This is a genomic window from Pseudoalteromonas sp. Angola-4 (genome assembly GCF_028599265.1).
Classification (GTDB): Bacteria; Pseudomonadota; Gammaproteobacteria; order Enterobacterales; family Alteromonadaceae; genus Pseudoalteromonas; species Pseudoalteromonas atlantica.
Map to the genome: position 1 here is coordinate 248,201 of NZ_JAQREK010000004.1, position 20,101 is coordinate 268,301.

A 20,101-nucleotide genomic window follows, 5' to 3' on the forward strand; every position below is an offset into this window, starting at 1 on the left:
CAATTCTTTACTCAATACTCATGTTAATAAACTAACATATTCAGGGCGTTAGCAAAGTAAAAAATAAGGTTTTAGCCTTAATGCCGGCACTCTTTAGGCGCAATGCCAAAGGTTTGTTTAAATACACGACTAAAGTGGCTTGCGCTATTAAACCCAACATCAAAGCACACTTGGCTAATAGCATGGCCTTGCAGTAATTGATTGCGGGCTTTTTTAAGCCTTAATTGTTGCTGCCAAAGGGCTGGGGTAGTGCCAAATGCCAATTTAAACTGCTGATAAAACTTACTGCGGCTCATGCAGGCTATTTTGCACAAGGTATTTATATCGAGCGTTTCGTTTAAGTGCTCTTCCATATAAAGCAGTGCATCGCTTATTTTTGTTTTAAGGCGTGGTTTATCGCTATTAGCGAGTAATAAGTCGCGACTTTGTTGTTGTAACAACCGGGCGATCAATTCGTTTAACGACAAATCAATTAAGTAATGTCGCTGTGCGCCTTGTTCGCTAAATAAGTGCACCATGCGCTCTAATAATTGCTGCGTTTGACTATTATGTTGGCTGTGTACCAATTGTGGAACATACTCGAATAAGTCGCCATCGTGTGCAAAGCTTTGCTGCATGTTAAGCGCACTCGCCACAGCGTTTATTTTATCTTTGCTTATTTCAATTGCTAAACACGTGGTTGGGGCGTGCATAGATGCCTGTGGAAAATCAATTAATACACCTTGCTCTGGCGCTAATACAAACGACTCGTGGGGTAAAAATGCTTTATGGTATTGGCTACTTTCTACGTGCATTACTTTTTTACCGCTGAGCATGGCACAAAACAGTAACTCCTTTGAATGCAGTGCCACCTTTTGTGCGCGTTGGTACGTGTCGTAAATGCTCAACTCGCTGTTATCTGCTGCAAATGTCACTTTATTTTCAATTAAAACATCAAGTTGTTGGCGTTTTTTGTTTAACTGAGATGTGTGCATATCAATCCTTTAAATTTTTATTAGTGTGGACTCACAGACAACTTTTGTGGACAGCTAATCAAGTTTTTAGGTGCTCGTTAGGCTAATGTCAAACAACACTGATTAAATATAAAGCATTTTGTTTTATATAAATGTTCGACCTTTAGCTAACAACAATAAAGAGAGCACACACATGATATACGCAAACCCAGGCAGCGACGGCGCACTCGTAAACTTTAAAAACCAATACGGTAATTACATTGGCGGGGAGTGGGTAAAGCCTGTAAACGGCCAATACTTTGATAATATAAGCCCAGTAAATGGTAAGGTATTTTGCCAAATACCTCGCTCCGACAAAGACGATATAAACCTAGCACTCGACAAAGCGCATGCAGTGCGAGAGCAGTGGGGCACAACCTCGGTGACCGAGCGCAGTAATATACTGCTAAAAATAGCCGACCGAATTGAGCAAAACCTAGAGCTACTAGCCGTTGCCGAAACATGGGATAACGGTAAAGCCATTCGCGAAACACTCGCGGCTGATATTCCGTTAGCGGCCGATCACTTTCGCTACTTTGCAGGGTGCCTGCGCTCGCAAGATGGCAGTATTGGCGAAATTGACGAAACCACGGTGGCGTATCATTTTCACGAACCGTTAGGTGTGGTTGGGCAAATTATTCCGTGGAACTTCCCTATTTTAATGGCCGCATGGAAACTTGCACCGGCACTTGCTGCAGGTAACTGTGTGGTACTAAAACCAGCCGAACAAACTCCAGCATCTATTTTAGTTTTAATGGACATTATTGGTGATTTACTGCCTGCAGGCGTGCTCAATATTGTAAATGGGTTTGGTAAAGAAGCAGGCGAAGCACTGGCCACAAGTAAACGCATTGCTAAAATTGCATTTACAGGCTCTACACCTGTTGGCTCACATATTTTAAAATGTGCTGCTGAAAATATTATTCCCTCAACGGTAGAGCTTGGCGGTAAATCGCCCAATATATTTTTTAATGATGTAATGGAAAAAGACGATGCGTTTTTATCAAAAGCCATAGAAGGCGCCGTACTTGCTTACTTTAACCAAGGTGAAGTATGTACCTGTCCATCAAGATTGTTTATTCAAGAAGATATATACGAGCAGTTTATTGAGCGCATACTCGAACGTACCCAACAAATTAAACGCGGTAACCCACTCGACAGCGAAACCATGGTGGGCGCTCAAGCTTCAAAAGCACAGTTTGATAAAATACTTAGTTACATAGACATAGGTAAAAAAGAAGGCGCTGAAGTACTCACCGGCGGAAACGTAGAGCAGCTAAATGACGATTTAAATGGTGGTTATTACATACAACCTACACTGCTTAAAGGTACAAACGACATGCGTGTGTTCCAAGAAGAAATTTTTGGCCCTGTTATTTCTATGTCGACCTTTAAAGATGAAGCTGAAGCACTCGAACTTGCCAACAGCTCAGAATTTGGCTTAGGCGCAGGGGTGTGGAGCCGAAACATGAACCGTGCTTATACCATGGGACGCAAAATTGAAGCTGGCCGAGTGTGGACTAACTGTTACCACATGTACCCAGCACATGCTGCATTTGGTGGTTATAAAAAATCAGGAATAGGGCGTGAAACACACAAACTAGCACTCGATCACTACCAACAAACTAAAAATTTATTAGTGAGCTATAGCGAAGACCCGCTCGGCTTTTTCTAATAAAGCAATTCAAACTTAAACACAACAACCATTAAGTAATGAGGGCGCTGCATATTTGCAGCGCTTTTATTCACATTGCTCACAACGCTACTTTAAGCGTGTTGTAATATATAAGTACAATACCAGCCGGGTTCAAAACGTTAAAACCTAAGCGTTTTAATAACTCATTACCTGCGTTAAAAACGATTTTACGATATTAACTTTTTATAAAAGTTGCTCTAAAAATGTACAGCGATTTATGCATTGTCGGATATAACTGATCTCCCCCATTTAGGTGTGTTACAGCATTAACGGAGATTTCTTTCTAGTTAACTAATTGTTTACAGGTGGTTATTTGCTGGCTAAGATAAATGCATTGTAATATAGGGACATTTGTCGGTTTATAAAACGACAAATGTCGTAGACAAAGTTGTTAGTTGCAAAAGGAGAGTCCGGTGAAAGTTGATGATATTAGAGTTTTTATTCCTAGTAAGGATTACGAAATATCCCAATCTTTTTACCAAGCATTGGGGTTTCAAATGGATTATGTCACCGATGATTTATCTTTATTTGAAAACGGTGAATGCACTTTTTTCCTACAAAGGTTTTATAACGAAGATCTAGCTAAAAATTTGATGTTCCAACTTTCAGTTTTAGATATAAACGAGGCTTTTGAAGTTATTTCTAGATTAGATGGTTTCGACATAAAGTACGAACCAATAAAAACAGAGCATTGGGGTAAAGTTGTTTATTTGTGGGGGCCATCAGGAGAGCTTTGGCACGTCACAGAGTTTAGCAACTAACAAGGCATTCAAACGGACTAATAACAGTTGGCTTTCCGTTCGTGCCTCACTTATTTTAGCCAACTATCATTTGCCGCTTAATGTGGCGTTATGTGACAGGTGGAAAATTAAACTTTTATGGCCTTAAGTGAATTCGAAATAAAGAAGATAGAAAAAGCTGCCAACGCTTTTTTAAATAAGCGTAGGCCACCAGTGCATATTAGAAATGAGCTAGACATTGGTTGGCGGCTGGAGAAGCAATCAGTTTATATATATGAAACGCGTCCTGTTTGGAACAGCCCAAATGAATATCATGACCTGGACATGGCTAAAGCAACTTTTATCCGCGCTCAAGGTAAATGGAAAATTTTCTGGATGCGACAAGATCTAAAATGGCATGGCTATGAGCCAAATATGTATGTAAAAACTATTGAGCAAGTCTTTGCCGTTATAGATCATGATGAATACGCTTGTTTTTTTGGGTAAGTCACATAACAAAAAAATCAAGTTCGCCCGCTGCGCGGGCTGGGACGCAAACACGCGGGGCGGCTTCGCCATTATGCCCCACGCGCCTGCGCCCCTTATTTAAAAGTTATATCGCTGTAAACATCGCCTGTCGCCCCACTGTCGTGTGAATTTCGTAACCGACAATCGATTAAAACATGGATAGTTTCCTCTCACATTGGTAAGGAGCCCAAATGATAGTCAAACGTCTTAGAGAAAAACGAAACTGGTCACAAGAACAACTTGCCACGTTAAGCGGCTTGAGTACTAGAACTATTCAACGAATAGAAAGTGGAAACAAGGCCAGCATAGAATCTCTTAAAGCCCTTGCCTCTGTGTTTGAAATTGACATTTCTAAACTTCAAGAGGAAATTATCGTGATAGACAAAACATCTAAAGAATGGAACAAAGAGCCAATATGGGTCAGGTTTTCGTTTTGGGGAGTAAAAGCAAGAAAGCAAATTATTATGTTAGAAATTATAACGATGCTCATGGGCCTATTAATTTGGTTCATAAAACCCGACGTAATTGCGACGCCGGCATTTTTTCTTCTAGCTTACATCTTTTCTAACATGAAGCACTATATTGATACGAAGAAATATTGGTGAGTAGCGATATAACAACTCAATAAACGCACTCACTTCGTTCGCCGGGACGCATACACGCAGGGCGGCTTCGCTATTATGCCCTACGTGTCTGCGCCCGTTATTGAAAAGTTAGGTGCTTCTGAGAAATCAATGGCCAAATCAGAGATAAGACAGTTCTTAAAAGAGATCCGCACTAAATTTCCTGACGTTGTGCCTCTCATGGAAAAACATGAAACATGGGCACCCACATTCCTAATGGAAGAGTTCGCAAATTTGACAACCATTTTGTTTAACCAAGGTAATTTAGAAGAAGCATTAGAACAGTTGCAGTACATGAGCGAAAAACTAGATACTGCAACCAAAGCAGAATTCGAATACATAGATGTATATTATACAGAGCACTTATTCTGGAAAGGTACAAAAGAAGGTATTGAGCGTGGCTGGCCTCTCGTGCCAGATAATCTCAAAAAACTACCCTAGGGGCTTTCATGGTAAAGCCCCTAGGGTAGTGGTTTAAATATGCACGCACCTAACAACCTAATCAACACACTCACTTCGTTCGCTGGGATGCATACACATGGGCAGCGTCGCTTCGATCCAAATTATAGCCCATGTGTTTGCGCCCCTAAGCAGGGTGTTATGAGGTGCTCTAGATAGTATGCAGAATATAAATCCATGGCTTTGGTCAGCTTTTGTTTTATCTCTCTCAGGAATCTTTTTTAGATGGGTGTTTGGTAATACGTTTGTGAGCTTTTTTCTTGCCGTATTGCTAGCTTTAGCGATAGTGCCTTTAGTTAAAAAAATTCAGAGAAAGAATTAACAAAACTCCCATCTTAAACTTTGCTCTTTAAAAAGCCTAGATTCTAATAGGCTAAATAAAGTGGGTCCCATCATAACTTGTTAGGTCCCATTATAATTTGATGCCCTGACATAAATTAAAAACCATCCGTAAAGAGACCCATTAATAGAAGATAAATCCTGAATCTGTATGGCAGATTTAGTTGCACAGTGTTGTTTGTTTTATTAAGGTGACTGCCTAGTTTGTGTGATTCAGGTGGCTGTTTAGTTTATATGATTATTAGTATATTCAGCACCTTAAGTAGAGGGAAATATGTTTTTTGAATCGTGGAGTGAAATAGCGCGCATTGTTACCACAACCTTGATTATTTATCCCTTTTTAATCCTAGCGACGCATTTATTGGGTAAACGCTCATTTGCTAAAATGAATAACTTTGACTGGATAATCACCGTAGCGGCAGGCTCCATCTTGGGTTCTGCTATCTTATTGAAAGACGTGGTTATAGTTGAGGTTTTAGTCGCGGTAAGCTTGCTCCTATTTTTACAATATTTACTCACTTGGATCAGCGCCCATTTTTCGACGTTCGACAAAGTAGTCAAAACCTCTCCACAATTAGTTTTTTTCGACGGTGAATATATAGAGGCTGCTATGAAAGACACTCGACTCACCAGCACCGAAGTGGAAGCGAGTGTTCGAAAAGCCGGTTTTGGTGATTTAAGCACAGTTATGGCGGTGGTTTTCGAGGCCGATGGTGAATTAAGTATTGTGCCGAAAAGTGAAAATTATGATCAACTGATTATGAAGTTAAGAAATCCCCGGTACTAATTGGACAATTTTTAGCGGCCGAAGATTACCTTCAAGCACCAAAATTAATTGGCATGGCTTTTTTACTGTATCAGACACATTGCTCACCTACTAAATAAGGTTGGACGATTCTTAAGTTTTTAACTTAGGTGCCAGGTATGTATTTACTTATGTACCTTAAATCGCTTTATTAGTATTGTTAATGAACAATAACGTACCAGTAATTTATTTTAGCTTAAATGGATTTTCATGACTATAAAAACAAAAATAACCAATTATGTATTGCTCCCAATTTTACTACTACCAGCAGTTGTAAATGCCGCACAAGAGCCGATTATACCTACTACACCTGAGCAGTGGCGCAGTATAACAGAGCGCGATATTGAGGCAGCATATAGCATTACCGCACAAAATCATCCCGGTATGTTTGATGTTAATAATCCAACGTTCCCTGACTTATTAAATAAAGCAAAAGCAGAAGCACTTACATTGTCGGCTCAAGCGAGTGGGCCGCAGGTTCATGCAGCGGCAATTGCGCGCTTTAGCACTATTTTACAAGATGGCCACGCCGGTGCGTTTTCAAGCGTAGATAGACCCGCGCGCCGCTGGCCGGGCTTTAGAGCTGTGTGGCGAGGTGATGCGCTAAAAGTGTATTACAGTGAAAACAAAAATGTTAGCAAAGGCGACGTTGTAAGCCAATGTGATGGACAAAGCACCGATACCTTAATACGTGAGAGAGTGTTTAAGTTTTATGGGCAAGTTGCACAACCTGGCCATTGGTGGCAGCAAGGTTGGCGGTTACTCATTGACGAGGGCAACCCATTTTTAACTCCTTTAAAAGAATGCGAATTTGTTAAAGCCAATGGCGATACCTATACACACGTATTAAATTGGTCTGTAAGGCCTAAGTCAGTCAGTAAGCATTTAGAAAATGCCTACAACGGTGATGAACTCCCCATTGATTTAACCTGGCCTGAAAAAAATATCGCGTGGATTGCTATGCCTAGCTTTTCATCAACCGAAAAGCAAACTGCTGCCTACAATAAAGTGTTTGAAAAAATACAACAGCAGCGTAGCAAGTTACTTACTGCAAAAGCCGTGGTGTTAGATTTGCGCCATAACCAAGGTGGCTCATCTTATTGGAGCTCACAAATAGCCAAAGAACTATGGGGCAAAAAATAGTAGAACAAAAAGTAAATAATACTTCTCAAAACACGCAAGTGTGGTGGAGAGCATCAAAGGATAATACCGACCATGTAGTGTCTTTATTAGAGGTTGTAAAAAATCAGCCTGAATTATTGAAAATATTTAAAATCACAGCTGCGGGTATGGCTTTATCACTTAAAAGTGGTGATCCATTTTATGTAGAGCAAGAAACCAATACGCTAAATAACATACCACAAAAGCCTTTAACTAGTGACTTTAAAACCAAGGTGTTTGTTATTGTTCCGCCGCAGTGCGCCAGTGCTTGTTTAGATGCGCTTGATAAGTTTAAGCTTTTTGAAAATACCACGTTATTCGGTGCGCCAAGTAGTGCTGATTCTATGTATATGGAAGTACGCTTAGCTGATTTACCTTCAGGGTTGGGGAAAGTGATTGTACCTAACAAAGTATACGTAAACAGAGCGCGAGGGGCAGGGGATTTTTATAAGCCCGATGTGGCATATAAAGGCATTGATTGGACAACTGATGTATTGCTTGAGCAAATAAAAGCGTTATAAAAAAGCCGCTTGTTAAACAAGCGGCTTAACTATTCTAACTAGGGAATAGTTTAAAACGTGTAACGGGCACCAATTGAGTAGCGTGGGCCGTACTGATTAGCAAATAAAAACTGCTCTTCGTAACGGCCGTAGCCTTCTTCGGTGGCATTATTTAAGTTTATGCCATCAAAAAATACCGTTACGTTTTCGTTTACATCGTAGTTTACGCTCATATCCCATTGGCCGTAGGCTTTAGCATATTGCGGTGGTGCATCGGCTGAGCCTTGTGCCTGGCCTACACCAATTAAGTACGAGTCGCGCCATGCGTAAGTAATTTTAACCGATAGGCCGTCTTTTTCGTAAAAGCCTTGAAAGTTAGCTGAGTCACTTAAACCTGTAAGCGGAGCTTGTTGGTCTAGGCTTTCGCTATCAAATTCTACATCGCCATCTACAAACGTGGCATTAACACCTACACCAAAACCAGTTTCGCCAATTAAATGCTGAACAGCCACTTCAAAACCATCTACCGATTTGCTGTCGGTGTTTTGTGGTTGGCTTATGTTCCATACCATAAGTGGGTCATCACTATTTGGCTCAATGACGCCATTCGCATTGCCATAACCATTGCTAATCATTTGCGCAAAAATAGCATCGGTGGTTGCTTGCTCGCCGCGCGATTCAATATCGCTAACTGCTTGTAAGTAACGCGGGCCGTTTAAAATGTCGTATAGACCTTCAATCGTGGTTTGCGTAATGGTGGTTTGAATAAAGTTATCTACGTCTTTTTTAAAGTAACCAACAGAGGCGTAGCTGCCTTCTGCGTAGTAATACTCTAATGATAAGTCGAGATTGGTTGATTCAAACGGCAATAAATTTGTATTACCTTGGCTACCCGTGCGCGAGCCAGGTTTTGGGCTGCCTGTTAAGCTACGGCCACCGGCTAAATCTCCCAGTGGTGCACGCGACATAGTTTTACCCCATGAAACACGGGCTACAACGTCTTCGGTTAAATCAACACTTACATCGATTGACGGTAATAATATGTCGTAATCGCCTTGCTGCTCTAAGAAGTTATCATCGCCGCCGGCTGCATATTGCATTATCCATTCTGAGGCGCTGATCCAGTTTACTTGTTCTTCAACACGTTGGCGTACTGTGCTGGTTACATCTGTTTGCTCGTAGCGCAGGCCTGCATTTACTTTTACGTAGTAATCGCTTACATCAAACTCCCAGCTTGATTGAATATAAAAGCTGTTTGTAATTTCTTCTACGTAGCTTTCGCTATCAATTCCATCCATGTAAGCATTGGCTGCGTATGCATCGCCACCGGTTACATCAGAAGTTAGGTAAGCCATTTGGCGAGCCACTGCTTCGTCAAAATCGTAGGTGTAGTAGTAACCTGGTTGTAAGTTGCTGCCGCCGCCATCAAATTGATCTAAAAGGCCCGACGTATCGTGGCGAGTAAACATGCTATCTGGGAATATTTCTGTGTACGATGGGTTAAAGCCTGGGCCACCCACTAAGCCACTCCATGCAGTGTAACCACCGGTGTTTTGCTCAGTGCGCGATGCACCAAATTTCACTTTAACTAGGCCAATATCAAAGTTTTCATTGTACCAAGTGGTATGTAATTGTAATTGCTCAATGTTTGATTCACCCGGCGAGTGCGTAAATTGGCTAAAGTTAGAGTCAATTTCGCCTGGCGTTAATTCACTTGTGCCGTTTAACCAGTTAACTTGAGCACTTGGAATTTCGCCTGCGCGGTAATCGTAAATTTTGTTTGCTAGCTGATCAGAGCCTAAAATCACTTGGCCAGTACTGCCTAGCCCGTCATCGGCGCCGTTATCGGTTTCATTTTTAGAGTCATGGTAATCAAGTTCAACGTGCCACGTGTCGTTAATTTCCCACTCTAGGTTTAAACCAATAGAGCGTGCTTTTACTTCTGTGGTGCCTTTGTTGGCTGTAAACGAGGCATCGTTACCGCTAATATCGGCATAAACAGCGGTGCCGTTTTCATCAAGCTCGTAGCCATTAATATTGCTACCAAAGTCGTTCCAAATACCCCAACCAATACTTTCAGAGCCCGTAACCGCTTTACTTGCTGTGTAATCTAAGGTGGCTACAAAGCCATCAACAGGTTCAAATTGAAAAGTAACTTGGCCGTTAGTACGTTCACGCTCTACATCTTCAATAGAGTAGTTCATGTCTTTAGGGAAGTAGTAGTTACCTGATGGGTCAGTACGGTTATCAACAACGTTACTGCTATCTAATTCAGGTAAATCAACATTGGCTTGCCAACCTTGGATATTGGCGCGTTGTTTTTGAAAGTCGCGTTCTTGGTGCGAAAACGAAAAACCAAAACCAAATCTGTCATCTGCAAATGTGTTGCTATAAACAGCAGAAAGCTCCGGGGTTACATCATCACCGGCTTCGTTTGATGAGTCGTGATTTGCTTTAACCGTGGCTGAAAAATTTTGACCTGGCTTTTGAAAAGGGCGCGCAGTAGAAATATTAACTGTAGCACCTAAACCACCGCTTGGTACATCGGCGCGCGCTGTTTTAAATACTTCTAGCGCACTTACGCCTTCAGAGGCAATGTTTTCAAGGTTGTACGAACGCGTATAACCTGTGCCTGGCATTTGGCGGCCGTTTAGCGTAATTAAGTTAAACTCTGGGCCAAAACCACGTACGGTAATTTGGCTACCTTCACCGTTTGCACGGCTCACCGATACACCGGTAATGCGCTGTAATGATTCTGCTAAATTGGTATCTGGAAATTTACCCATTTCTTCTGCTGAAATGGCATCTACCACGCCCGATGAATCACGTTTCATATCCATAGAACGAATAAGTGAACCACGAATACCTTTTACTTCAATAACTTCTACATCAGGAGATGCTGCAGTGTCTGCTTCGGCAGCAATGGCCGTATTTAACGTGCTTGCAGCAATGATAAGAGACACAGAAGCCGCGAGTTGGCTCTTTTTAAAATTGAATGTGTTCATAATAGCTCTGCTTTATAAAATGTTGTTGTGTAGCAATAGGCGCCATGCGCCTATTGTAGTGTGTTTTTATGGATTCGCGATAATCACGTTATCTATGCGGTATAGTGCGCCGTTGCCCATATCCCACGTAGGAAATACCATGAGCACGTTTATAGCGCTAATATCTAAGCCCGCATCAAATAGTTGCCCAATAGGGAAGGTGTATGTTTGCCATTCGCCTGTAACAGGTGTTTGCCCTTCATTGCTTTGCGTTAATGCCAGCTCTACTGCGCTTGAAGCGCCAATTGATTCAATTTTAAATAACCATTGTGCATCCACGTTTGAAGGTGCTGTTATTACTTTTAAATCAAACTGTACAACGCCATTTTCTATCAGGGCTGATGCATCAAACGATACGCCTTCATCGGCTAAAAAGCCCATTACAGTAGGTGTTGCACCAATGCTAAACTGAGCCACTGCGCCGTGCTGATCATCGTCGGTTTCTGTAGTAGGTGTTGAACCACCACAGCAATCCCATATGCTCCACTGATCGGCGACTGTATCTGTAAATACGTTTAGCTCACCAGAGGCAACGGGCGCTGCATTAGGGTTGTAAATTTTAACGTTATCTACACGGTAAACCGCGCCTTCACCTGCGCCCCATGCCGGAAAAATCATAAGTACATCAATTGCACTTACATCAAGGCCTGCACCTGCGAGATCTGATAACTTAAATGTATAAGTTTGCCACTCGCCAGTCACTGGCGCTACACCTTCAACACTTTGCGTTAGCTCAAGTTCTGCAAATGAAGTTGCACCATTTGCCTCTACTTTAAATAACCACGCAGTTGACGGGTCGCTAGGAGTAGACGTTACTTTTAAGTCAAACTGTATAACGCCTTCATCTAAAATGCTGCTTGCATCAAATGACTCACCTGCACCACCTACTTCAGTACGGCTGTTAAAGCCCATTACTGTAGGCTCTGCACCAATACTAAATTCAGCGGTTACACCGTGCGCTTCATCATCTACCACTTCGATAGGCGTTGAGCCACCACAACAATCCCACATTGGCCATGCTAGGTTTTGCTCATCTTCAAAAATAGTTAGCTCTGGTGATGCGCCTAGGTTGTCTTGTGTAATCTCAACGTCGTCAATTAAAAAGGTTGCGCCTTCGCCCGTGCCCCACTCAGGAAATACCATAAGTACGTCAATTGCGCTGATATCTAAATCTAAGTCAGCAAGGTCAGAAAGTAAAAATGTATAGGTTTGCCACTGACCTACTACAGGTGCTTGGCCTTCAACGCTACTTGTAAGCGGCATATCAGCATCGGTTGAGGCTTCTGTGCTTTCAAGTTTTACAAACCAAGGTGTGTCTGGCACGCTTGGTGCGCTGGTTACTTTCATTTTAAAGCGTACGTAGCCTTCTTCTAGCATAGGTGATGCATCAAAAGGTGTTGCAGCGCCGTTTTCGTCAGTAATAAACGCATCGCGGCTAATAAAACCAACCACTGTAGGCTCGCTGCCTATTGTAAATTCAACAACGTCGCCTTGCTCTTCATCACTTACAATTGCAGGTGTAGAGCCACCACAACAATCCCATGCTGGCCAGTTAGGGTTAAAGCTGTCGCCAAAAATAGTTAACGGTGTAGCAATACCTGTAGATGGCGGGCTAGGAATAGGCGCTTCGCCCTCTAGCAGGGCATCGTCTAGGCTATCGTAACCTGGGCGAATAGTTTCACACCCTTTGCCGGTATCTGGGTTTGATGCACATTGATAAACACGTACGTAGTCAATTGCAAACGTTTGGCCGTTTTCAAATGCGCTGGCATCTACGCCTAACTCATTTACGTTTTCAGGCCAGTCGCCGCCTACTGCTAAATTTAACAGTAAGTGAAAGTCCTTATCGTAAGGAGCGCTATCCCAATGAGTTTCTAGCTCGCCAGAACCTTGTTCAAAATACTCTGCAAACCAACCGCGATGTTTCAAACCTGCGGCTTCGCCTTTGGAATTATATAATACTTCTGATTGGCGCTGTGTGGCATATAGGTAGCCATCAACGTACCAGCGTATTTCACCTTCTTGCCACTCTACTGCGTAAGTATGAAAGTCATCTGCTGGGTTGCTATCTTCAGGAAATTTGTACTCTTGGCCTGTGTAGCTGTTATCTGGCCAAGCGCGGCCGTAATGCAATGTGCCATGAATGCTTGATTCAACACCGCCATCTTCGTCAGCGGTTTTTAGGTTTACTGATTCTAAAATATCAATTTCGCCTGAGCGTGGCCATGTACCGTATTCTTCATCGGTTGGTAGCATCCAAAACGCAGGCCAGCTGCCTTGCCCCGAAGGGAGCTTTGCGCGCACTTCAAAGCGGCCATAAGTAAAATCAGCATTGTAACGGGTATTTAAACGCGCAGAAGTGTAGGGCTTTTCAGCGCCTTCTGTCGCGGGTAGGGCAACAATGTTTAACACACCGTCTTGTATAAAGGCGTTTTCTTCGTTATCGGTGTAACATTGTTTTTCGTTGTTACCACCGCCATCGCAGTTTAATTCAAAGTTCCACTTATTAGTATCAATGGCTGAGTCTTCAAACTCGTCGCTCCATACTAGTTGCCAATCTGAAACTGGCTCAGAAGCGTCGATATTTTCAAAATTAGATGTTGTGGCTGAGTCGCCACCACAGCCAGCTAAAGACGCTAACGAAATAGCAGCCAGTAAGCGAGCAATGTGTGTTTTTTCAATGTTCATAGCTGAACCCCGGTTTCACAGATTGTTGTCAGAATGTGTGTTTAAACTTATTAAAAAGAACCATATTTATTTTTGTAAGCGCTTACATTTATCATGTGTTTTTGTAAGCGCTTACAAATAGTATTGCGCACTACGTAAATGGTCAACATATTTGTGTGTTTTATTTACATTTAGTTTACGGTAAGACCAGTTTACCAATTGGAGTTATTAACTAAATCGCTAATAAATTTAACAGCTTACATTATTTGAAATGTTGCATTTTTAATACATCTATTAATATTTTACTTAAGCGGTAAATATTAAAGTGACCTGCAGCAATTACATTTAGCGCTAATTGCGATGATTTACCCGTATTAGGCTAACTATATGGCGTGTAATTTTGCTTTTTTACAAAAAACGAAAGTTAAAAAAAGTGAAAGTGGTATAGCATTCAATAGGTTAGTAAACCCTTTAAAGCGATTAGCTTGTAAAGGTTAAATTAAAGGGAATAAGGCTTTGGCGGGGTTTAATAAGGTAAATGGGTAAATTTAAATACGCATTTACCCCATAATTTATTGTTTATTTTTATAGTATTGTAGCCACTTGAAATGGCAGCTTATTTACGTTTAAACGGCATAATTAGTAAGCCCCACAGCGAGGCGTTTTGCTGCGGGTTAGGGTATTCTTTTAAGCCTATATCTATGTCGTTATCGGCTTTTTGCGCTTCATTTTTGTAACTACCAAACAGTTTATCCCACCAAATAACGCTAAATCCATAGTTTGAATTGGTTTCGCTCACGCGTTGACTATGGTGAATACGATGCAGTATTTGGGTCATTAATATGAGCCGAAGTGGTTTTTCTATGGCATTGGGTAAACGTATATTGGCGTGGTTAAACAGCGCTAATCCATTAAGTGCTATTTCAAATATTAATACTGCAATAGCAGGTACTCCTAAAGCGGTAACGGCAATCAATTTTATAAGTATGCTGAGCACAATTTCGATAGGGTGAAAGCGCAAACCTGTGCTGGTATCTACATGGGCATCGGCGTGGTGCACACGGTGCAAACGCCACAAAATAGGCACTTGATGAAAAAGCCGGTGCTGCCAATAAATAACTATATCAAGCAGTAATATACTTATAATAATAGCAACACTACTTGGTGTGGCTATTTGATTAAATAAACCAATGCCGTGCTCTTGGTTATAAAGCGCTACGGCAGTTAAGCCTATTGGTACACTTAAGCGAGCAATTACAGAGGCTGCAAACACCAGTCCAAAATTGGCCAACCATCGGGTGGTACTTTTTATCGGCGATTTACGGGCAGGCATACGCGATTCTAGCAGCATCATAATAACCAAAATGCTAAAAAAGAACCCTAATCGCCACCAAATTTCATTACTCATTGGTTTGTTTAACCTCATCAGCTTCTTGGCGTTTAAGCGTGTTATAACCACCATGTATACGTGTAAAAATAGTAATAGCGCACGCAGTGGCAAAAATACTCGCCATTAGGGCAAAGTGCTGCGGCCAAATACAAAAAGCAATAAACAGCGCGATGGTTTCTGTGCCTTCGGTTAAACCATTTAAATAGTAAAAGCTTTTGTATTTAAACTGGGGTTTTTCGAGCTTAAATTTTTCGGCGGCTATGGCAAAGGCTAAAAAGCTTGAGCCAGTGCCTATAAAAGTGGCCAGTAATATGCTACCTGCAATCGCGTTTTGCTCAGGGTTTGCCAAAATAAAGCCAAGCGGAATTGCCGCATAAAATAAAAAGTCGAGGGTAATATCTAAAAAGCCGCCAGCGCTTGAACTTAAATTTGCATGGCGTGCTAATGCACCATCTAGCCCATCTAAAATACGATTTAAAGCAATAGCCGTTAACGCTGCATACCACATTTCATACGCAATTAATGGCACAGCTAATAGGCCTATTAAAAAGCCTGCCACAGTAAGTTGGTCGGGCGTTATACCGCGTTTGTGCATTAACGCCACAACAGGGGTTAACAGTGGCTTTATTACTGGGGTGATGTATTTGTCTAACATGCTTGGTGCCTTGTGCTTTTTGTGCGTTTACTTGACTAAATTTAAGGTGATCAGTTTGCCGTTTGCGGCCTCTGCATCGCTATGATCGTGAGTTACCATAATAGCGGGCAATTTATGCTCGCGTATTTGGCTAAATACTAGCTCGCGCGTATCTACTCTTAATTGGGTATCGAGCTTGCTAAAGGGCTCATCAAGTAAAATAGCTTTTGGCTCGCTCAATAGCATACGCAATAAAGCAACGCGGGCTTGTTGCCCACCTGAGAGGTTGTCGGGGTGGCGATTAGCCATGCCTTTTAATCCAACTTGTTCAAGGGCGTGCTCTATTTTTTCAAGGCGCTGTTTTTTATTGCCTTTAGGCATAGCAAAGGCAATGTTACCGCTTACCGATAAATGCGAAAATAATAACGCATCTTGATAAAGCACGCCTATGTGGCGTAAATGTGCGGGTAAGTTATTAATATTTTCGCCGTTAAGCCACACTTCGCCATTTGCGCTAAAACCACTGGGTAATGTGCCGGTAAGCCAATTTAATAAACTTGATTTACCACTGCCTGATGGCCCCATAACAGTGAGTATTTCGCCGCCTTTTACCTGCTCGTTTAAGCTAAGTAATTGCTGGTTTTGACGATAAAGCTCACAATTTTTAATCTCTAAAGATGACTGCATTAAAAAGCCTTTTAATTTATGGGTTAGCGATGGGCGCTTTTAAAAAAGTACTTAGGTAACACCCACGCCAGTATAAAGCCAATGAGTGGCAATGCCATTTGCATAATGGCATACACTGCACTGGTACGCCTACTTGCGCCATTAGCAAGGGTAACCGCTTCGGTTGTGATGGTTGCTATGCGCCCGCCACCGGCTAAAAGCGTAGGGAGATATTGGCCAAAGCTAATGGCTAAACCAAGTGCCGCCGCAATTAAAATAGGAGCAAATAACTGGGGCAATTTTACTTGTAAAAACACTTTGCAGGGCGTTGCGCCAAGGCTTGCTGCTACATGAGCAAAGCGAGGGTCTAAGCGCCTATAACTGCTCGCAAGCGATAAAAACACATACGGTAGTACAAACAATAAATGGGTAAATACCACATTAAAAAACGCGGCCTGGTTATTTACTAGTTGTTGCAGCCACACTAGGCCAAATAAAAACGCAATACTTGGTACAAGCAGCGGTAAATAAATAATTAAGCTGGTAAAGCGCGACATGGGTTTGGCACTTAACTGCTCTGACTCTAAGCACAAAAGGGTAATAATAATGGCAAATAACGTAGTTACTAACCCTATCGCAAGGGTATTAAAAAGCGGGTGTTGCATTTGCATTAGCGCACTTTTAAAGTGAAGTAGCGTGAGCTGCTCGGGCAGTGCCGCCGGAAAACGCCAAAATCCGGCAACCGACCACATAATTAAGCCAATTAATGAAAGCAAAATAAAGCCAATTACAAATACTGTTAATACGGTCGTTATTTTTTGCCAATACACACCGCCATATTCTCGCTCGCCATTGGTGAGTAAATCACTAAATAATGCTTTTATGGCTTTTTCGCCGCCAAGCCAAAGTGCTAGCAAACCACCAGTAAGTACAAGCTGCAATAATGCCCCTGCAGAGGCTTTAATACGCAGGTTTAAATCTACATCGTTAAACCAGTGCATTATAGCTACAGCTAATGTGGGTGGTGTATTTGGCCCCAAAATAAGTGGCATTTCTACACTTGCACTGGCATAAGCTAATACGGCTAAAATGGGTAGGCGCAGCAATGGGTAAAGGCTTGGTAATACTACTTTAAAAAAAGCCGTCATAGGGCAGTAGCCTAAATTAAGCGCTACTTTATGTTGTTGGCGCAGTTTTTTGCCAAGCTCAGGTTGGGCAAGCACACCTAGCGCCATTAACAGTAAAAAAGGCAGCTCTTTAAGCGTTAAGCCTAAAATTATACTAATTCCAAACGCGTCGTGCGGAAACATGCCGTTAGGCGCAAGTTCCCACCCACTAAACCAAGGCGATACTAAGCGCGAGATCATTCCCGAAGGAGCAATTAAAAAACCAACCGCAATAGCCGCTGCCGCGTGGGGAATTACCAGTATCGGGCTCAATAAACGCTGAATACGGTTAAGCCACGGGCTATTAAAAAATGCCGCTAAAATCATTAATGTAATGGTAAAGGCTAGTAAGGTACTTATTAATCCGCTGCCAACACTTAGCATAACCATGTGTGTTAGGCCGGGTGTTTGCATGAGCATAGTAAAGCCATGTAGGCCAAGTGTTGTGTGCTCAAGTACCGGCGCATAACCAAAAGCGGGCAATAGCACGCTAATTAAGCCGCCTATTACAGGTAAAATAAGCAATGCCAGTAAAAAGCGTGGGCTTAATGTCACTAATTTGCTAAACATATCGGCGCTTTTATGTGGTTTAAGCGTTGAGCTCGCTGCTAACTTATTTGAAACAACACTCATTGGTTTACTCCAAAACGCGCTTGCCAACCTTGCAAAATAGCATTTACCCAGCTTGGGTGTGGCTCACTTAGCGTGCGTTTAATACTATTTAAAGGCAGCGCGCTTGGATGCGGTTGCGTTGTTTTAAATAAGGCTTGTTGCTGTGGTGTTAGCGTTGATTGAATAAGTACACTTTTATCGCCCCATATAGGCGCTTTTTGTTTTTGAGCTTGCGCCTCTGGGCTTAATAAAAAATTAGCCACTAACTGCGCACCTTGCTGGTGGCTTGCATTATAAGGAATAGCCACAAAGTGGGTGTTACTTAAACTGCCATCTTGCATTGCATAACTGCGAATACTTTTTGGTAAATCATAGCGTTTAACGGCTGCGGGCACTTCGGGTGCTGAAAACGTAAATGCTATGCTTAGCTCTGTGTCGCCTACTAAGCGGCGCATTTGTGCACCACTTTGCATAAAGTGTTTACCGCCGCGCCAAAGTGTTGGGTGCAGCTTATTTAAAAAGTCCCATAATGGGTTTAATACTTGGGCTGTGTTTTGTGCAGTAGCTGGCTGATTTAACAGTGCTTTAAGTGTTTCATCACTTTGTTGATGTAGCATAACAAGCGCGTATTTTAAAAAGCTCATGCCTAAAAAGTCAGGCGGCTTTGGGTAGCTAAAGCGCCCTGGATTTTGTGCGCTCCAGCTAAGTAATTGGTTTAGGGTTGTTGGTAGTGTGTTATTTGCAGTGCCGTCGATTGCTAAACTGTCGTAGTAAAAGGTGAGCGATGCTTGGCCCCAAGGTGCTTCCATCCCGTTGGTGGGTATTCCAAAATCAAAATTAACAGCGGGGTTATTGCTAGGGTCGGTGTAGCTAAAATTAGGCAGCTTATTAGCCCATTGTTTAAGTAATAATGAGTGCTCGCTCATGGTGGCAAAGTTAGCACCGTTTATCCAAATTAAATCTACGCTGCCTTTATCGTTATTGTTTGCTGATTTTTCGGCAAGTACCCGGCTTACGGCTTCGCTGGTATCACTGAGTTTTACATGTACTAAGTTAATGTTGTATTTGGCTTTTACTTGCTGCGCAGCCCATTTAATATATGCATTTATTTGCGCATCGCCGCCCCACGCATAAAAATATACGCTTTGGTTTTTACCTAAGCTTTCTATTTGTTGCCAACGGCTTTGTAGTTGTGTACTTGCTAGGCTTTTAAAGCTAATAACAAGGCAAATGCAAAAAGCGACACAGCAAAAGCTGTATCGCGATAATGTTTGCCAACATTTATTCGCGAGCATTTAAATCCCAGTTGTAGTCTAAAAACTTAACTTTCATGTCGTTATTTTTAAGCGCTTTTTGCTGAGCGGGTACCAGTTTTAGTGCTTTAGGGTATTGCAAAAAAAACTGCTGCAGCGTATTTGCACCTTTAAAGCCTTGTTCAAAATCCTCGCCGTACCACTTAAATATTGAAGATACACTTAGCGTATTACCTTGCGCTATATTGCGGGTTGTATCTGATAAAAAACGCACCGTTTGCGCTTGCAATTGGCTTTCTAAATCAGTGGCTGTGTAGGCTTCTTCACGAAGTGCTGGGCAGCCAATGCTTGCGCAATTTACAGCAAAGTGAATACGTGGGTCGTTGTATTTACCACTGCCACGTATTAAACCATGCTCTATATCATCAAGGCTGCGCGTTTTACCAAGTAATGGCACAAACTCTTTGCTCCATGGTGAGCTAAAAAAGCTGCCTAAATCTTTAATTGATTTAAGGTTTGGGTATTTTGTTAATATTAGCTCAACAGTAAAGGCGTTATATGCGTTGATTAAAAACGCCAGCTGCTTTGGTTTTTCCCATGTATCAAACTCATTTTGCGTAACAGCCGATAACAAATCTAAATAGCTTTTAAGCTCGCTGTGCTTAGCTTTTATTGCTGCGTAATCAACCTCTGTGCTGTGGCCATGATTAATAGCTACAACATGGTTGTTTAATAATGCGTTCCAGCCCTCGTGCATATTTTGAGCTTGGGCCGAAAATGACGTTGCAAACGATGTTGCAAGTAAAGCAGACCCTAACAGTAGCGCTTTTAAAGGTGTTTTAAACAT

At 42.0% G+C, this 20,101-nt stretch carries 14 protein-coding genes and 2 pseudogenes; 7 read left to right on the forward strand and 9 right to left on the reverse strand.

The window, feature by feature from the left end; all coding sequences use genetic code 11:
- Nucleotides 1-77: 77 nt before the first annotated feature.
- The gene (locus PSH48_RS08000) at nucleotides 78-974 is read right to left on the reverse strand and encodes an AraC family transcriptional regulator (RefSeq protein ID WP_273611315.1); all 897 of its coding nucleotides are present in this window, start codon (nucleotides 972-974) and stop codon (nucleotides 78-80) included.
- A 172-nt stretch (nucleotides 975-1,146) separates the two neighbouring features.
- Here PSH48_RS08000 and exaC point away from each other — a divergent pair, with 172 nt between their 5' ends.
- The 7 genes and pseudogenes from exaC (at nucleotide 1,147) to PSH48_RS21190 (ending at nucleotide 7,843) form a co-directional block, all read left to right on the forward strand.
- Complete coding sequence (exaC, locus tag PSH48_RS08005) at nucleotides 1,147-2,667, forward strand: acetaldehyde dehydrogenase ExaC (RefSeq protein WP_273611316.1); 1,521 nt, start codon at nucleotides 1,147-1,149, stop codon at nucleotides 2,665-2,667.
- Nucleotides 2,668-3,101: 434 nt separating this feature from the next.
- A complete protein-coding gene (locus tag PSH48_RS08010) occupies nucleotides 3,102-3,449 on the forward strand; it encodes a hypothetical protein (RefSeq protein ID WP_004589544.1) in 348 nt (115 codons plus the stop codon).
- A 117-nt stretch (nucleotides 3,450-3,566) separates the two neighbouring features.
- Complete coding sequence (locus tag PSH48_RS08015; protein WP_071951667.1) at nucleotides 3,567-3,914, forward strand: DUF3024 domain-containing protein; 348 nt, start codon at nucleotides 3,567-3,569, stop codon at nucleotides 3,912-3,914.
- A 212-nt stretch (nucleotides 3,915-4,126) separates the two neighbouring features.
- Entirely contained in the window at nucleotides 4,127-4,540 is a 414-nt protein-coding gene (locus PSH48_RS08020; RefSeq protein WP_273611317.1) for a helix-turn-helix domain-containing protein, read from the forward strand.
- 129 nt (nucleotides 4,541-4,669) lie between these two features.
- A pseudogene (locus PSH48_RS08025) lies at nucleotides 4,670-5,036 on the forward strand (DUF7674 family protein).
- Between the two features lie 594 nt (nucleotides 5,037-5,630).
- Nucleotides 5,631-6,143: a DUF421 domain-containing protein gene (locus PSH48_RS08030; RefSeq protein ID WP_273611318.1), complete on the forward strand. Its 513-nt coding sequence runs from the start codon at nucleotides 5,631-5,633 to the stop codon at nucleotides 6,141-6,143.
- A gap of 228 nt (nucleotides 6,144-6,371) precedes the next feature.
- Nucleotides 6,372-7,843 (forward strand): annotated as a pseudogene (locus PSH48_RS21190) (S41 family peptidase).
- A gap of 50 nt (nucleotides 7,844-7,893) precedes the next feature.
- Here the strand turns inward: PSH48_RS21190 and PSH48_RS08045 are convergent.
- The 8 genes from PSH48_RS08045 to PSH48_RS08080 form a co-directional block, all read right to left on the reverse strand.
- Nucleotides 7,894-10,827, reverse strand: coding sequence for a TonB-dependent receptor (locus tag PSH48_RS08045; RefSeq protein ID WP_273611321.1), 2,934 nt, complete (start codon nucleotides 10,825-10,827; stop codon nucleotides 7,894-7,896).
- 66 nt (nucleotides 10,828-10,893) lie between these two features.
- Nucleotides 10,894-13,554 carry a glycoside hydrolase family 16 protein gene (locus tag PSH48_RS08050; protein ID WP_273611322.1) on the reverse strand — a complete coding sequence of 887 codons (2,661 nt, stop codon included), beginning with the start codon at nucleotides 13,552-13,554 and terminating at the stop codon, nucleotides 10,894-10,896.
- Between the two features lie 595 nt (nucleotides 13,555-14,149).
- Nucleotides 14,150-14,941 carry a sterol desaturase family protein gene (locus PSH48_RS08055; protein ID WP_273611323.1) on the reverse strand — a complete coding sequence of 264 codons (792 nt, stop codon included), beginning with the start codon at nucleotides 14,939-14,941 and terminating at the stop codon, nucleotides 14,150-14,152.
- Nucleotides 14,934-15,578 (reverse strand): CDP-alcohol phosphatidyltransferase family protein, encoded by a 645-nt coding sequence (locus tag PSH48_RS08060; protein WP_054981733.1) that lies wholly within the window; start codon nucleotides 15,576-15,578, stop codon nucleotides 14,934-14,936. Before PSH48_RS08060 ends, PSH48_RS08055 begins: the two co-directional genes overlap by 8 nt.
- Before the next feature lie 27 nt (nucleotides 15,579-15,605).
- Complete coding sequence (locus PSH48_RS08065; protein WP_273611324.1) at nucleotides 15,606-16,244, reverse strand: ATP-binding cassette domain-containing protein; 639 nt, start codon at nucleotides 16,242-16,244, stop codon at nucleotides 15,606-15,608.
- Between the two features lie 23 nt (nucleotides 16,245-16,267).
- A complete protein-coding gene (locus PSH48_RS08070) occupies nucleotides 16,268-18,022 on the reverse strand; it encodes an ABC transporter permease (protein WP_273611325.1) in 1,755 nt (584 codons plus the stop codon).
- Nucleotides 18,019-19,296, reverse strand: a complete 1,278-nt coding sequence (locus tag PSH48_RS08075) for an ABC transporter substrate-binding protein (RefSeq protein ID WP_273611326.1) — start codon at nucleotides 19,294-19,296, stop codon at nucleotides 18,019-18,021. The genes PSH48_RS08070 and PSH48_RS08075 overlap by 4 nt, the downstream gene beginning before the upstream one ends.
- Nucleotides 19,283-20,101: a DUF547 domain-containing protein gene (locus PSH48_RS08080; protein ID WP_273611327.1), complete on the reverse strand. Its 819-nt coding sequence runs from the start codon at nucleotides 20,099-20,101 to the stop codon at nucleotides 19,283-19,285. The genes PSH48_RS08075 and PSH48_RS08080 overlap by 14 nt, the downstream gene beginning before the upstream one ends.

What these genes read in the sequence shown, in the direction of transcription:
- PSH48_RS08000 (WP_273611315.1), bottom strand. Translation starts at nt 974, where the DNA reads ATGCACACATCTCAGTTAAACAAAAAACGCCAACAACTTGATGTTTTA.
- exaC (WP_273611316.1), top strand. Translation starts at nt 1,147, where the DNA reads ATGATATACGCAAACCCAGGCAGCGACGGCGCACTCGTAAACTTTAAA.
- PSH48_RS08015 (WP_071951667.1), top strand. Translation starts at nt 3,567, where the DNA reads ATGGCCTTAAGTGAATTCGAAATAAAGAAGATAGAAAAAGCTGCCAAC.
- PSH48_RS08020 (WP_273611317.1), top strand. Translation starts at nt 4,127, where the DNA reads ATGATAGTCAAACGTCTTAGAGAAAAACGAAACTGGTCACAAGAACAA.
- PSH48_RS08030 (WP_273611318.1), top strand. Translation starts at nt 5,631, where the DNA reads ATGTTTTTTGAATCGTGGAGTGAAATAGCGCGCATTGTTACCACAACC.
- PSH48_RS08045 (WP_273611321.1), bottom strand. Translation starts at nt 10,827, where the DNA reads ATGAACACATTCAATTTTAAAAAGAGCCAACTCGCGGCTTCTGTGTCT.
- PSH48_RS08050 (WP_273611322.1), bottom strand. Translation starts at nt 13,554, where the DNA reads ATGAACATTGAAAAAACACACATTGCTCGCTTACTGGCTGCTATTTCG.
- PSH48_RS08055 (WP_273611323.1), bottom strand. Translation starts at nt 14,941, where the DNA reads ATGAGTAATGAAATTTGGTGGCGATTAGGGTTCTTTTTTAGCATTTTG.
- PSH48_RS08060 (WP_054981733.1), bottom strand. Translation starts at nt 15,578, where the DNA reads ATGTTAGACAAATACATCACCCCAGTAATAAAGCCACTGTTAACCCCT.
- PSH48_RS08065 (WP_273611324.1), bottom strand. Translation starts at nt 16,244, where the DNA reads ATGCAGTCATCTTTAGAGATTAAAAATTGTGAGCTTTATCGTCAAAAC.
- PSH48_RS08070 (WP_273611325.1), bottom strand. Translation starts at nt 18,022, where the DNA reads ATGAGTGTTGTTTCAAATAAGTTAGCAGCGAGCTCAACGCTTAAACCA.
- PSH48_RS08075 (WP_273611326.1), bottom strand. Translation starts at nt 19,296, where the DNA reads ATGCTCGCGAATAAATGTTGGCAAACATTATCGCGATACAGCTTTTGC.
- PSH48_RS08080 (WP_273611327.1), bottom strand. Translation starts at nt 20,101, where the DNA reads ATGTTTAAAACACCTTTAAAAGCGCTACTGTTAGGGTCTGCTTTACTT.